Annotated in this window: 15 protein-coding genes; 7 read left to right on the top strand and 8 right to left on the bottom strand. The window is 51.8% G+C overall.

All coding sequences use genetic code 11. The annotated features are described in order from the left end of the window. Positions 1 to 128: 128 nt before the first annotated feature. From HOM51_18310 to HOM51_18330, 5 genes are all read left to right on the top strand, one after another. Positions 129 to 614 carry a hypothetical protein gene (locus HOM51_18310; protein MBT5036470.1) on the top strand — a complete coding sequence of 162 codons (486 nt, stop codon included), beginning with the start codon at positions 129 to 131 and terminating at the stop codon, positions 612 to 614. A 17-nt stretch (positions 615 to 631) separates the two neighbouring features. Continuing rightward, a complete protein-coding gene (locus HOM51_18315) occupies positions 632 to 1387 on the top strand; it encodes a YkgJ family cysteine cluster protein (GenBank protein ID MBT5036471.1) in 756 nt (251 codons plus the stop codon). Between the two features lie 73 nt (positions 1388 to 1460). Then, a complete protein-coding gene (locus tag HOM51_18320; GenBank protein ID MBT5036472.1) occupies positions 1461 to 2699 on the top strand; it encodes a Zn-dependent hydrolase in 1239 nt (412 codons plus the stop codon). A 31-nt stretch (positions 2700 to 2730) separates the two neighbouring features. After that, positions 2731 to 3966, top strand: coding sequence for an amidohydrolase family protein (locus HOM51_18325; GenBank protein ID MBT5036473.1), 1236 nt, complete (start codon positions 2731 to 2733; stop codon positions 3964 to 3966). Between the two features lie 77 nt (positions 3967 to 4043). After that, positions 4044 to 4736 (top strand): cyclase family protein, encoded by a 693-nt coding sequence (locus HOM51_18330; GenBank protein ID MBT5036474.1) that lies wholly within the window; start codon positions 4044 to 4046, stop codon positions 4734 to 4736. A gap of 56 nt (positions 4737 to 4792) precedes the next feature. On the opposite strand, the gene ilvC is transcribed toward HOM51_18330, so the two are convergent. From ilvC to miaA, 4 genes are all read right to left on the bottom strand, one after another. Further along, entirely contained in the window at positions 4793 to 5812 is a 1020-nt protein-coding gene (gene ilvC / locus HOM51_18335) for a ketol-acid reductoisomerase (GenBank protein MBT5036475.1), read from the bottom strand. 321 nt (positions 5813 to 6133) lie between these two features. Continuing rightward, positions 6134 to 6643 carry an acetolactate synthase small subunit gene (gene ilvN / locus HOM51_18340; protein ID MBT5036476.1) on the bottom strand — a complete coding sequence of 170 codons (510 nt, stop codon included), beginning with the start codon at positions 6641 to 6643 and terminating at the stop codon, positions 6134 to 6136. 53 nt (positions 6644 to 6696) lie between these two features. Beyond that, positions 6697 to 8472 carry an acetolactate synthase 3 large subunit gene (locus HOM51_18345; GenBank protein ID MBT5036477.1) on the bottom strand — a complete coding sequence of 592 codons (1776 nt, stop codon included), beginning with the start codon at positions 8470 to 8472 and terminating at the stop codon, positions 6697 to 6699. 132 nt (positions 8473 to 8604) lie between these two features. After that, positions 8605 to 9543 (bottom strand): tRNA (adenosine(37)-N6)-dimethylallyltransferase MiaA, encoded by a 939-nt coding sequence (miaA, locus tag HOM51_18350; protein ID MBT5036478.1) that lies wholly within the window; start codon positions 9541 to 9543, stop codon positions 8605 to 8607. 71 nt (positions 9544 to 9614) lie between these two features. Here miaA and serB point away from each other — a divergent pair, with 71 nt between their 5' ends. Then, entirely contained in the window at positions 9615 to 10505 is an 891-nt protein-coding gene (gene serB, locus HOM51_18355; protein ID MBT5036479.1) for a phosphoserine phosphatase SerB, read from the top strand. Here serB and HOM51_18360 read toward each other — a convergent pair. The 4 genes from HOM51_18360 to hflK all read right to left on the bottom strand — a co-directional run bounded on the left by HOM51_18360 (position 10502) and on the right by hflK (position 14336). After that, positions 10502 to 12025, bottom strand: coding sequence for a DegQ family serine endoprotease (locus tag HOM51_18360; GenBank protein ID MBT5036480.1), 1524 nt, complete (start codon positions 12023 to 12025; stop codon positions 10502 to 10504). The two genes, serB and HOM51_18360, sit on opposite strands and share 4 nt — an antisense overlap. A 104-nt stretch (positions 12026 to 12129) precedes the next feature. Beyond that, complete coding sequence (locus HOM51_18365) at positions 12130 to 12315, bottom strand: DUF2065 domain-containing protein (protein ID MBT5036481.1); 186 nt, start codon at positions 12313 to 12315, stop codon at positions 12130 to 12132. Between the two features lie 30 nt (positions 12316 to 12345). Next, positions 12346 to 13224 carry a protease modulator HflC gene (locus HOM51_18370; GenBank protein MBT5036482.1) on the bottom strand — a complete coding sequence of 293 codons (879 nt, stop codon included), beginning with the start codon at positions 13222 to 13224 and terminating at the stop codon, positions 12346 to 12348. Further along, complete coding sequence (hflK, locus tag HOM51_18375; GenBank protein ID MBT5036483.1) at positions 13224 to 14336, bottom strand: FtsH protease activity modulator HflK; 1113 nt, start codon at positions 14334 to 14336, stop codon at positions 13224 to 13226. The genes HOM51_18370 and hflK overlap by 1 nt, the downstream gene beginning before the upstream one ends. Before the next feature lie 169 nt (positions 14337 to 14505). On the opposite strand from hflK, the gene HOM51_18380 reads away from it, so the two are divergent. Then, positions 14506 to 14822, top strand: a 317-nt coding sequence (locus HOM51_18380) for an iron-sulfur cluster assembly protein (protein ID MBT5036484.1), incomplete at its 3' end; no start/stop codon positions are given.

A 14822-nucleotide genomic window follows, 5' to 3' on the forward strand; every position in this document is an offset into this window, starting at 1 on the left:
AGAGATGGCTGTATTCGACGAATATGTCAACTGGAATTTTGCTGAATTTGTCTTGTGAGACGAAGCGTTTAGGCCCAATTTTAAAAACTCAGGAGAATCATAACCCGTAGAAAAGATAGACTCTAAACATGACAACATGCCCGTGCGGTTCTAAAAAAAATTTTGATGCCTGTTGCGAACCTATTATTGCAGGAACACCAGCCCCAACTGCCGAAGCATTAATGCGGTCTCGTTATTCCGCCTACGTCAAAGGCAATATCGACCACATTGAAAAGACCCACGGGAAAGAAGTCCGCGATGACTACAATAGATCAGCGGCGGAAAGCATGGCCAACAGCGTTAAGTGGCTCAGCCTGGACATAAGAGAAACAACGGGCGGCGGGACTGAGGATAATACAGGCACTGTCGAATTTGCTGCTACATTTCATCAGGATGGTGAAGACCGTATGCATCACGAACGCTCTGACTTCAAACGCGAACAAGGACAATGGGTGTATACGGGAGGCCAGATGAACCCCCGGGGTGAACCAAGACGAGTTCAAAAAGTTGGACGTAACGAACCCTGCCCCTGCGGATCAGGAAAAAAGTTCAAAAAATGCTGCGGTGCTGCATGATTATGATGGTCTAAAAAATGGAACGCCGTTTCGACTGTACCGCCTGCGGAAAATGTTGCACTGGTTGGTTGCCTTTGACCCTCGACGATGCACTCACACACGCTGACCGCTTCCCGCTTTTTGTCATTTGGAGCCCACTGCGCCAGGGTGGCAGATCGTTTGATGAAACTGCCCGACAGGGGCTCACCCTCAAGCTAAAACGGGGCAAGAAAGCCGCCGTTCGAATTTATCCAGCGTCCTATATCCCGCCGTCCATGGCGTGCTCTGAACTCACAGATGACGGCCTTTGCCGGCTTCACCCAAACAAGCCACTCCGCTGCCGCACCATGCCCTTTTCTGCGGCCCGTGATGAAACCGATCAAACCGATCTGTTGATCCCTAAGCCGGGCTGGCTCTGTGATACATCTGAAGAAGCCGCCGTTGTTTACCAAGGTAAAAAAGTGATCACGCGAGAAAGCTTTGATCTCGAACGTCACGCGCTTGAGCAGGACGCTGAAATTCTGGTCCCTTATGCTGAATGGCTACTGGAGAGCGTACCCACATTGAGACCGGAATTGATGAAGGTTGCCATGAAACCAACCGGCGGCCACATCGTCCTGAACTTTACGACATTAATTCCCCGAATGCCGAAGGTTGATATGTATGATTTCGCCGCCAAACAAGCGCCGGTGTTACGGACATTTGCCGAAAAAACCGCAAATATCCCGGAATTCGACGAATATCACCAACGCTACAATCGGTATGCCCGAGAATTAGATCGGATTAACAATTGAAACCAATCAAATGAATTGGGAAAATCTCAAACGCTTGTTAGGGTAGTGATCAAACGAGGGGGAGACATACGAAGTGCGAAATATTCATATCGACGGTGGTCGCCTTTGGGACACCCTGATGGAGATGGCGAAAATCGGTGCGACTCCGAAAGGTGGATGCCGTCGGTTGGCGCTGACCGATCTGGATAAGCAAGGCCGCGATCTATTTGTTTCCTGGTGTCAAAGTGCCGGCTGCACAGTCCGTGTGGATTCTATCGGCAATATGTTCGCCCGTCGCCCTGGCAAAGATAACACCTTGGCGCCAATCACCACAGGAAGCCACCTTGACACCCAGCCCAGCGGTGGGAAATTTGACGGCGTCCTGGGCGTGCTGGCGGGATTGGAAGTCATCCGCACCCTTAACGACCACAAAGTTGAAACCGAGGCTCCCGTCGAAGTCTGCGTCTGGACCAACGAAGAAGGCACCCGATTTGCTCCCTCCATGATGGGATCAGGCGTTTTTGCGGGGGCCTTCGATATTGACGAAATCAAAGCCGCCGAAGACACCGAGGGTGCAACACTTGGCGCAGAACTGGAACGCATTGGGTATGCCGGCGACGAACCCGCAGGCGGACACGAGATGGGCGCTTACTTCGAGCTGCACATCGAACAAGGGCCAATCTTGGAAGCCGAGGAAAAAACCATCGGCGTGGTGGGCGCTGCTAACGGCCAAGGCTGGTACGATATTACCGTCACCGGCCAAGATTCCCATGCGGGTCCGACCCCCATGCCTGCGCGAAAAGACGCCTTGGTCACAGCGTCGAAGATTGTGCAGGAAATTAATCGCATTGGTCACGATCATCCCCCCTTCGGTGCTGCCACTGTCGGCTTCATGCAGGTCAGCCCGAATTCCAGAAACGTGATCCCCGGCAAAGTTATATTTTCGGTTGATATGCGTCATCCAGAGGCTGAAGCACTGGCACATATGGAACAAGAATTACGAACCTATTGCGAAGACCTCTCCCAACAGACCGATATGGGTGTTGAAGTCTCCAAAATTTGGGCCTTGGAGCCGACACAATTTGACAAAGATTGTGTTGATGCAGTTCGGGAAGGCGCCACGCTTTGTGATTACGACCAAATGGAAATCGTCTCAGGTGCCGGGCATGATGCAATTTACGTCGCCCAAGTCGCACCAACCGCGATGATTTTTGTGCCCTGCGAAAACGGCATCAGTCACGCCGAAATTGAATATGCCAGCAAGGAACACTGCGCCGCCGGGTGTGATGTCCTGTTGCACGCGATCCTTAATCAAGCGGGCACAGCGGGCTAAGAAAAATAATTATGAAGAAGGAAACTCGTAAATGGCTTTAGATTTAATTTTACGCAATGCCCGCATTGTCGGCTCAGCCCCAGATGCGCCCTTGCAAGACATCGGAATTCAAGACGGGAAAATCACCGCCATAGAACCAGCACTGTCGGCCGAAGGCGAAGAAATTGAAGTCGAGGGCTGCATGGTGTCGCCGGGTCTGGTCGAAACGCATATTCATCTCGATAAGTCACGCATTCTCGACCGCAGTTCGCCGTCGCCCAACCGGGGTACCGACCACATGAAACGGGTGTCTGCTGTCAAACACACGTTTACGGTCGACGATGTCTACGAACGGGCACAGGCCTCTTTGGAATCCTGCCTGATCAATGGCACCACCCACATGCGCACCCATGTGGAAGTCGACCCCAACGTCGGCATGAATAGTTTTTACGCATTGGAACAACTGGTCAAAGATTACGCCTGGGCGATTGACCTCGACCTCTGCGTCTTCATACAAGAAGGACTAACCGGCGTCCCCGGCGCCGACGAAAATTTAGTCGCGGGGGTGGAACGCGGTGCCGAGGCAATTGGTGGCGCGCCCAGTTATGATAGCGACCGCCCCGCGCAAATCCGCCGTATATTCGAGCTCGCCAAGGAATATGACATCGACGTTGATATTCACCTCGATGTCGGGCACGTCGCCGAAGACATGGATATTCATTTGGTGTGTGAACTGACCGAGCAAATCGGCTGGGGCGGACGGGTCGCCATCGGGCATGGTTCCAAGTACGCGGCCATGAACCCAGCCGAATTGGCCGAATTGGGCAAAAAACTTTCTGATTACGGCGTCACGGTTACTGTCCTACCGGCAACTGATCTGTTCACCCAAGGCCGCCACCAAGACCACAGCGTTATTCGCGGTGTCGCCGACGTCAACGCCCTGATGAACGGCGGCGCAAATTGCTGCCTGTCGACCAATAACATCCTCAACCCGTTCACCCCTTTCGGTGATGGCTCCATGGTGCGCATGGCCAACATGTACGCCAACGTCGCCCAACGCGGCACAGCCGACGAACTCACCCAATGCTTCGACATGCTAAGCTACAGCCCCGCCAAACTGCTTGGTCGAGACGACTACGGCGTTGAAGTCGGCAAGCAAGCCGACCTCGTCGTCTGGGACGCGAAAACAGCCGACGAAACCATCGCCACCAACGCGCAAGCGCTTTTCGGCTTTAAACGCGGGCGGCGGACGTTTACGAGGACGCGGGCAGAGTTGCATCGGCCGTAACACAGCATCTTGCCGATTGAGGCAAGCCGATCTATTCTGAGTTGCGTTCGCAATTAGTTGGTTCGAGGAGAAGATAGATGCAGTTGATCGATCTGAGTAAAGATCTCACCCATATGATGCCGCGGCTGCCTAATCACCCATCTATTGTTATTACGAATTACGCCACACATGACGAGGTTCGTGAAGCGGATGGGTATGAGTTTACATGCTCAACCCTGTCGCTTGCGATGGGGGATCATTCCGGCACACACGTTGATGCGCCAATTCACTTCGATTCCAGCCATCAAGCGAAATCCATAGATGAGACGCCGTTGGAGGATTATTTCACCGAGGCGGTATGTCTGGACCTGTCACACAAGGAACTAAAATCTGACATTTCCATCGATGATCTGAAAAAAGCAATCGAGGTCGCAGGCGTGGATATTCGGCCTCGTGATACGGTGCTGCTGCACATGGACTATCACCGCCGGGCGCAAGGCACACCCGGATACTTGACCGACTTTCCGGGACTGACAAAGGAATCTGCAACCTGGCTCGGCGAACTAGAGATCGTAAGTTTCGGCGTCGAAGCGGTGAGCCCTGGGCGACCGGGGCGGCATAATTTTGAGGTCCATCACGTTTGTCGGGATTTGGGCTTCACCCATATGGAAGGCCTCGTCAATATGGAGAAACTTGTGGGCAAGGGCCGCTTCAAATTTATTGGGTTCCCACTGAAGATCAAGGGCGGAACAGGAAGCCCGATCCGCGCTGTTGCCTGGCTTGATGGCTAAATAAAAGCCACGCCTCGAAGGGCGCGGCTTAAATCGTTTAGACTTTTCAGAACGGCTTAGTTCTTAGACTTATCGACCAAAGCATTTTCTGAAATCCACGGCATCATGTCGCGCAGCCGCTGACTGACTTCTTCGATGTGGTTGGCTTCGGACGCCTTACGTTGGGCTTTAAAGCTTGGGCAACCAGCTTCGTTTTCAAGCATCCAATCGCGCACGAATTTTCCTTTTTGAATGTCGTCCAAAATATCCTTCATACGTTCCTTAACACCCGCATCGATGACCCGAGGACCACTGGTGTAGTCGCCGTATTCAGCGGTGTTGGAAATCGAATAACGCATGTTGGCGAGGCCGCCTTCATAGATCAGATCGACAATCAATTTAACTTCGTGCACGCATTCGAAGTAAGCCATTTCAGGTGCGTACCCAGCTTCGACTAAGGTATCGAACCCAGCTTGGATCATTGAGGTCAAACCGCCGCAAAGCACCGCCTGCTCACCAAATAAGTCAGTTTCGCATTCTTCCTTAAATGTCGTGCCGATAACACCGGCGCGGCCACCCCCGATGGCTGACGCATAGGCCAGTCCAATATCGTGGGTGTTGCCGCTGGCGTCTTGTTCAATAGCCAGCAAGCACGGAACACCGGCACCACGGACGTATTCAGAACGCACCGTGTGGCCCGGGCCCTTCGGCGCAACCATAAAGACGTCGAGATCAGGACGGGGTTCGATCAGTTGAAAGTGAACGCAAAGACCATGAGCGAAAGCAAGCGCTGCGCCCTGCTTCATGTTGTCACGCAGGTCCGCCGCGTAAAGTTTGGCCTGGCCTTCATCCGGGGTCAGGACCATAACGATGTCGGCCCAGGCTGCCGCTTCAGCATTCGACATGACCTTAAGGCCTTCGCCTTCGGCTTTGGCGATGCTGCCGGAACCCGGACGCAGACCGATCACCACATCCTTCACACCACTGTCGCGCAAGTTAAGCGCGTGGGCATGACCTTGGCTACCATAGCCAAGGACGGCGATCTTCTTCTCTTTAATCATGTTAACGTCGGCGTCTCTATCGTAGTAAACTTGCATAGTCTTACCTCTTCAAAGGAACCAAATTGGTCAAATTAGAAATTACGAAATGAAGCTTTATACCAAATTGCAGTAATAATGACTCATAGAGATCGCAAATACGGTCCGTCGGGTAGGAGAAATGTCGCAGGCGATGCCTGGCATCGGCAAGATTTTTGGACGCCCTCCGACGGGCCATATTTGCGACCAAAGCGGCGACATACCAAGGCTTTCGGGCAGCGTCAAGCACGCCTTGTGATGCAGAGCATCACCGCGCCGCACGCTCCTTGCCGAAAACCTTGGTATGTCGTCTCTATGGGTCATTATTACTGCAACTTGGTATTAGGTGAGCGGATCAATTCCCCGCGCAATGGCAGCGACGCCGGTGCGCGAAACATCGATAAGCCCCAATGGCTCCATGAGTTTAATAAAAGCATCCAACTTCCCGGTGTCTCCGACGATTTCGAAAACGAATGATTCGTTGGAACTATCAAGGGCGCGAGCCCGAAAGATATCCGCGATGCGCAAAGCTTCGACACGCGCGTCGCCGGTCCCTTGGACCTTTACCAACGCCAGTTCCCGTTCCACATGCGCCCCAAACAATGTCAGGTCCCGCACATTATGAACCGGAACCAAACGGCCCAGTTGCGCCTTGATCTGTTCGATAATCATCGGTGTGCCTGAGGTTACAATGGTAATGCGCGAAAGATTTTCGTGGATGTCTGTTTCCGCCACGGTCAAGCTCTCGATGTTATACCCGCGACCGGAAAACAACCCGACCACGCGCGCCAATACGCCGGATTCATTATCAACCAGAACCGCGATGGTGTGCTTTTCAATTGTCGTTTCGATCGGTGTCACGTTCTTATTTCCCAGAAATTTTACCCGAAAATAGTCTCAGTACTCTAAACCAGAACCATGCCTTCTTCGGATATGGGTTGTTCAGCCTTATCCTCTGGTCCCAGTAACATTTCGTTGTGCGCCGCACCAGATGGAATCATCGGGAACACATTCTCCGCCGGATCAACACAGATATCAGCGATGACCGCCTTGTCCGAGTCGATCATGGCTTTGATCACGTCATCCAATTCATCAAGCTTGGTCGCCCGCAGGCCTTCGGCCTGAAATGCTTCGGCCAATTTAACGAAATCGGGCAGCGAGTCCATGTAACTTTCAGCATATCGGCCACCATGCAACAATTCCTGCCATTGGCGCACCATGCCAAGATACTGGTTGTTCAAGATGAAAACCTTCACCGGCAATTTACACTGAGCAATTGTCGACATTTCCTGAATGTTCATCAGGGTCGATGCTTCGCCAGCAATATCAACAACCAATGCCTCCGGGTGCGCCACTTGCACGCCCATGGCCGCAGGCAAACCATAGCCCATGGTACCCAGACCGCCAGATGTCATCCAGTGATTGGGTTTATCAAAATGATAGAACTGTGCCGCCCACATTTGATGCTGACCAACCTCGGTCGTGATAAACACGTCTTCCCGATCTTTGGTCATCTCGTACAAACGCTGGATCGCATATTGTGGTTTGATAAGACCGCTGTTTTCATCGAATTTCAGGCAGTCTTTCTTGCGCCAGGTATTGATCTCAACCCACCAGTCTTCTATCGCTGTTTTGTCTTGTTCAGTCGGGTCAGCCTTCCAGGCCTCAACCATATCGGTGAGCACGCTGCCGACGTCGCCAATAATCGGCAAATCAACGGCAACGTTTTTGTTCACGGAAGACGGATCAATATCGATGTGAATCTTTTTCGATCCCGGCGAGAATTGATCAAGCCTGCCGGTGATCCTATCATCAAACCGAGAACCAACCGCGAGCATCACATCACAATCATGCATCGCCAAATTGGATTCATATGTTCCGTGCATGCCGAGCATACCGACGAATTGTTTATCAGATGCCGGAAATGCGCCAAGCCCCATGAGCGTCAATGTACACGGCGCACCTGTAAGGCGAACCAATTCGGTCAGCAACTCAGACGCGTGCGGGCCAGAATTGATCACCCCGCCGCCGGCATAGATGATCGGCTTCTTAGCAGCCTTCAGCATCTTCACGGCTTCGCGGATCAACGCGCTGTCGCCATCCATCTGCGGCTTATAGGTTTTGTGTTCGACATCAAGCGGTGGCGTGTAGTCACCCGTCGCATTCATCACGTCTTTTGGAAAATCGATCAGAACCGGGCCGGGCCTGCCGCTACGCGCAACGTAGAACGCTTCGTGCACAGTCTCCGCCAGACTATCCACGTCTTTTACCAGGTAATTGTGTTTCGTGCAGGGACGCGTGATGCCTGTAATATCGGCTTCCTGAAACGCATCATTACCAATCAAATGCGTCGGCACTTGTCCCGTAATACAAACTACGGGAATACTATCCGACATGGCATCGCAAAGGCCGGTCACAGCATTAGTCCCGCCAGGGCCTGAGGTCACTAGGACGCAGCCGACCTTGCCGCTGGACCGAGCATAGCCTTCGGCTGCGTGCATGGCTCCTTGTTCGTGACGCACCAGAATATGACGCAGCTTGTTCTGCTTGAAGATGGCATCGTAAATAGGCAGCACGGCACCGCCCGGATATCCGAACACCGTATCCACGCCCTGATCGACCAAAGCCTTAATCAGGATCGTTGCGCCATTATATTGCTCATCACTCAATTCGTTCGACATCTTTCACCCACGCCTTCAATTCGGTCTGCTTCTAATAGTGAATTAGACGATCACCGCCTCATGGCTCTTCCATGCGAGCGACCGCGCCTTCCCAGGTATCCCTCAAGAAGGCGGAAACCTAATCGTTCGTATCTAGCGGGTCAATACAAAATTTCGAATAAATGAAAAGATTTTTTCCTTTTGACTTTCCGAATATTGCTCAAATACCCCTAAATTGGGTTCTATTTGGTTACGAAACCAAGTCATTTGTCGTTTTGCCAGATTTCGAGATGCGCGCTTGGCGTCATCACATGCTGTTTCCAAGGTTTGTTGTCCCTGCAAATATCGCCCCAGTTGCGGCACACCGACAGCCTTCATGGCCGGTAGGCCCGGGTCTAAATCTAGATCATGGAGGGTCTTTGCCTCTTCCAAGGCTCCCCCCTCAATCATTTGATCAAAGCGCGCATCGATGGCGGCATAAAGCGCTTCACGAGGTGGCATGAGGACAATGGTTTGGAATTCTGCATCGACAAGAGGCGCAGTGTCCTCGCCGCCTTGCCATTGGGATAATGGTTTCCCGGTGGCCCTCACCACCTCATAGGCCCGGATGAGTCGCTGACGGTCTCCGGCGGGCAGGTTTGCAGCCGAGGAAGGATCGAGTTCGGCCAGCTTTTTCTTAAACGTCTCCCCTCCTAGATCAGTAAGAAGCTTCTCCGCTTCGGTGCGATACTGGGGGGGGATGTCTGGAATTGGCGACAGCCCTTCAAGCAACGCCTTTATATAAAGTCCGGTGCCTCCCGTGATGATTGGCAATCGGCCTTCTGCCCAGGCTTGTTTTATCTCTGGCACCACCAATTCCAGCCAGCGCCCCGCGGAGCATCGATCACTGGCTGGTAGTACGCCATACAGCCGGTGGGGGGCGCGCGTCTCATCGTCTGCCGATGGCCGAGCTGATAAGATATGAAGCTCACGGTAGACCTGCATGCTGTCGGCATTGATGACGGTGCCAGCGAATTCCCGCGCAGCATCAAGCGCCGCCCCGGACTTCCCCCCGGCCGTGGGCCCGGCAATTATTAGAACCCGGTTCACCATCAGACTTGCCTTCCCCTGCACACGCGCCTTATACCCACCTTATCTTAATAAAATAATGTTCCAACATTCGCATGAAGTACGTTCTTACCCTCGCCGTCAATTCCGAGTTTGCAAACTTGGACACCGCTGCAGTTGCGGTTGCCACAGATGCCTTGGCCGAAGCGGGTGCTGACGTGGGGGCTTTTGATTGGCTGGCTGACCAAATTGCCTGCGATATTTTGTTTGATGGGTTGGAGCCCACACGGGCTGCAACACTGATCAGAAATCAGCTGACAGAAACAGATGTCTTCGCACAATCTTTAGCAGGACGGCGCAAGTCCCTGCTTTTAGCTGACATGGATGCGACCATCGTTACCTGCGAGACCTTGGACGAGCTAGCCGAATTTGCGGGCAAAAAGAAAGAGATCGCGGAAATTACCACCCAGGCCATGAATGGTGCCATCGCCTTCGATGAGTCGCTTCGTCAAAGGGTCGCCATGCTGGCGGGGCTGAGCATAGATAATTTGGAAAAAACCTTGGTCAAAATGGAACTTACGCCAGGTGCCCGAACCTTGGTTCAAACCATGCGCGAAAACGGGGCATTCACGGTATTGGTCTCTGGTGGATTTAAGTTTTTTACCACTCATATCCGCAAACAGGTCGGATTTCATGAGGACGTCAGCAACAATTTTGAAATTGAAGACGGCAAATTGACGGGCCAGGTCGGCAGCACGATCATTGATAAAGACGGCAAGTTGGCGACCCTGAAGCGCTTTACTGAGGAGAAAAATATATCCTTGGAAGACGCCGTCACCGTTGGCGATGGCGCGAATGACTTGCCCATGCTGCAAGCCGCAGGGCTGGGCATGGCCTTCCACGCAAAACCCGTCGTGGCCGCAAACGCGCGCTTTCAGATCAAATACGGTGACCTGACTAGCGTACTCTACGCCCAAGGATACAAACGAAACGAATTCGTCAGTTAGCCCTTCTTTTTCTTACTCTTGGCAGCTTTACCGATCTTAACGACGACGAAGCGTAATCCACCTTGGCCTTCAAGCAAAAGCAACACCGACTTCCGACCGGCCGCAACTGCCGCTTTTACTTTCTCAAGAACCTTTCCAGGATGACTGACTTCTTCCTGTGTGACTTCGACAATCACGTCACCAGGCCGAAGACCTTTCTCCGCAGCGGCACTGTCGCGTTTTACCTTGGTAACGACGACGCCCTTGGTTTTTTCATCCAGCTTGAAGCGTTTTTTCAGCTCAGGCGTCGCCACTGACAGGACGAGTCCCAGATCATCGACGACCACATTATTTTTATTGCCACCCGAACCACTCGACTTCGATGCTTGCTTGATTTTTTCTTCATCAAGCTCACCGACCTTCACATTGATGCTGACCTCTTCTTTATTGCGCCAGACGGTAACTTTAACAGGCTTATCGATGTCCGTCTCGGCGACAAGCCGGGGCAGGTGACGCATGGTCTTCACCTTCTTGCCATCAAAGCGCAGAATAACATCACCGGTTTTGATTTTGGATTTTTCTGCCGGACCGCCCGCGACCACATCGGCAACCAGTGCGCCGGTGGCCTCTTTTAGCCCTAGGGATTCAGCAATTTCATCCGTGACTTCTTGGATGCGAACACCCAACCAACCACGCTTAACTTCACCATGTTTGATAAGTTGGTTAACGACGGTTTTTACCGTAGCGGAAGGGATGGAGAAACCAATTCCGACACTGCCCCCAGTGGGTGAATAAATCGCCGTATTCACGCCAATAACCTCACCATTAAGGTTGAACATTGGTCCACCAGAGTTTCCACGGTTAATCGAAGCATCCGTTTGAATGAAATCGGTGTAGTTGGCACCATTTCCAATGTTTCGACCGCGGGCAGAAATAATTCCGGCAGTCACGGACCCACCTAATCCGAAAGGATTACCGATGGCGATTACCCAATCACCAACCCGAGCTTTGTCAGAGTTCCCGAATTTAACAGCTGGCAATTTATCTTTGGGCTTCACTTTTAATACTGCCAAGTCGGTTTTTTGATCACGGCCAATGAGTTCCGCTTTCAAGCGGGTGTTGTCTTGCAGAATAACCGTAATTTCATCAGCATCCTGGATCACGTGGTTATTGGTCACCACGTATTCGCCATTCCGAATGATAAAGCCGGATCCGAGCGACGTGACACTGCGCTTTTGTTCCTGACGACGGTTCTTCTCGAAAAAATCTTTGAAGAAGTCTTCAAACGGCGATCCGGGTGGAAGTTGCGGTATTTGCACACCACCCCGGCCTTCGACGTTCTGGGTGGTTGAAATGTTGACAACAGCGGGAAGTAGCTTCTGCGCCAGATCAGCAAAACTGTCCGGCGCTGATTTCGCGTTGGCCACCACAGATGACAAACCCATTGTGACAACTAAGACCAGGGCGGTCAGCGAACGGCGATTAAGACCACCATTCCGAACATTGGAAGTATGTATGTGATTCACGTCAGAACACTCCATGGAGAAGGTAAAATCAATATTTGATGTCTCAGACCCTTATATTGGCAGAGAATGTGACCGAACTAGGGCAAAAGTGAGGCCTTTATAGGATTTTCACTAAAATGTTACCCTCGAACGAACCACACGACACAAAAACCCATCACAGCGGCGACAAGACCCGCCGACCGTAGACTGGTCGACGGTATTTGTAGCATTTGCGTCGTCATCCGCTTCATGGCGTCTGGAAACAACGCATAAACGACCCCTTCAATTACCAACACCAAACCCAACGCCGTCAGCAGATCGTTCATATGTTCGTATGCTTGTTTCCTTGTTAAAACCTAATTCCTGTTCTTAATCTTGGGAATCGAGCCAAAAAACTGGAACAAATCCGAATCCGGGCTCAAGACCATCGTCGTACCCTCCTCAACCGCAATACCTAAAGCATCCATCGAACGGTAGAAATCGAAGAATTCTGCGTCCTGTCCATAGGCTTCGTTAAGAATGGTGGTTTTTTTTCCATCGCCTTCACCACGCAAGATTTCCGAATCTTTCTTCGCCGAAGCAACGATAATGATTCGGGTCTTATCCGCTTTGGCTTGAATTCGAAGCTTTTGCTCCTCACCCTTAGCACGCAATTCAGCAGCCGTAGCGACACGATCAGATCGCATCCGATTATAAACCGATTGCGACGTCACCTCCGGCAAATCGATCCGTCCGATACGAACATCAACAACTTCGACACCAAATTCAGGCGCTTGGGCTTTCATTTGCTCCGAGATGTGGTTCATAGATGTGGCACGTTTCTCGGTCAGCATATCGCCCAAGAGAATTTTACCAATCTCGGCACGAACAGCCGAATTTAACCGGCCCCCGAAAACCTGAATGAAGTTGGCGTCGGAAAATGCCTTCTTACGATATTCCAGGGGATCAACGATACGGTAGCGGGCAAAACTATCCACGTTGACGCGTTTTTGATCCTGCAGAATAATTTCCTGCGGGGGTGGATCCAAATTCAAGATACGATTATCGTACATCGTAACATCTTGAACAAACGGTGTCTTGAAGTGCAGACCTGGTTCCTTAACGACCTTAACAGGATTACCAAACTGCAGAACGAGAGCCTGCTCGGTCTGATGGACCGTAAACAGAGCGCTATTGGCGATGATGCCGCCGACAATGACAACAAATCCAATAACAGCGAGAAATATCTTACTCATCATTTCTTCCCTTCGCTACGTTTCTTCAGTTCGGGCAATGGCAGATATGGAACTACGCCTGAGCCGCCCCCCTTGCCTTGGTCAATGATGACCTTCTCTGAATTTTTGAGCACGTCTTGCATCCGTTCCAAGTAGATACGTCGCTTCGTCACTGCCTTATTACCCTTATAAGCATTGTAAACAGACAGGAACCGAGATGCTTCACCCGTTGCCTCATCAATGACCCTTGCCTTATAGGCCTGAGCTTCCTGAAGCATTTTTGCTGCTTCACCCTTTGCCCGAGGAACAACATCGTTACTGTATGCAACCGCTTCGTTGATCTTGCGTTCCTGATCCTGCTTGGCACGCTGCACATCGTTAAAGGCATCAATTACTTCTTTGGGCGGATCCACCTTTTGCAGCTTAACCTCGGCAATGGCAACGCCAGCCTTATATTCATCAAGAATAGTTTGCAGAAGGGCCTTTGTTTTGGATTCAACTTGCTGACGTTCCTTGGTCAGTGCGTCCTCAAGCTTGGTCCGACCAATCACTTCACGGATGGCACTTTCTGCAACAATTTTCACCGTTGCTTGTGGATCGCGGATATTAAATAAGTACTCGGCAGCGTTCTTGATCCGCCATTGAACAACAAAATCAATATCGATGATATTCTGGTCACCAGTTAGCATCAGGCTTTCCACAGGTACATCCCGCGTAATCGCCCGGTGATTTGATTCACCCTGGCTTCTAAAACCGATCGCGACAGTGTTGGTCACATCAACATTCGGCGTAAACACTTGGCCAATTGGTGCTGGGAACCAAATGTGAAGACCGGGACCTGTTTGTTTTACATAGCGCCCAAACAAGAGCTCGACGCCTTGGACACCCGGTTCCACACGATAAACACCGCTGAAGGACCAAAGTCCGACAAGAACCAGCAAGATCAGCGCGAGCCCTTTGCCGCTGCCAAAGCCGCTTGGCATCGCCTTTTTAAATTTATCCTGGCCGCGACGCAGCATTTCCTCGATGTCGGGGGGTTGCCCGCCCGGTCCCGTTGGTCCGCGACCACCGCCACCGCCGCCGTTGCCGCCGCCCCAAGGTCCTTGACCGCCGCCTTGTGGAGTCCAAGCCATAAATTCGTCCCTCTCGTTTTAGTGGGTAAATTAGCATTTGCTATTGTTAGCCCACAGACAATTCCTATATGAACAGGGTTGGTTTATAGGCCAGCCCGGCAGTCCGTGCAACGTGCAGGGACCGCCTCATTATAAATTAATTAGTTAGACGACGTGGAGCTTACAAGTGATGGCAGGAATAACAGAGCAACAAATTTTAGACGCTCTTAAGAATATTAAAGATAACGGTGACGATATTGTAAGCCAGAACATGGTTACAGGCATACAAATTCAAGACGGCCACGTAGCGTTTGCCATCGAAGTAGACCCGGAACGCGGGCCACAATTGGAACCCTTGCGCAAGGAAGCTGAGAAATCGGTATTTGACCTTCCGGGTGTCATTTCGGCGACTGTCGTGCTGACCGCAGAGCGCGCGAGTGGCGGAAACGGCGGGGGTAACGGCGGTGGTCACGATCACGGGCATGATCACGGGCACAGTCACGGACC

Source organism: Rhodospirillaceae bacterium (assembly GCA_018660465.1).
In the GTDB taxonomy this organism is placed as follows: domain Bacteria; phylum Pseudomonadota; class Alphaproteobacteria; order Rhodospirillales; family JABJKH01; genus JABJKH01.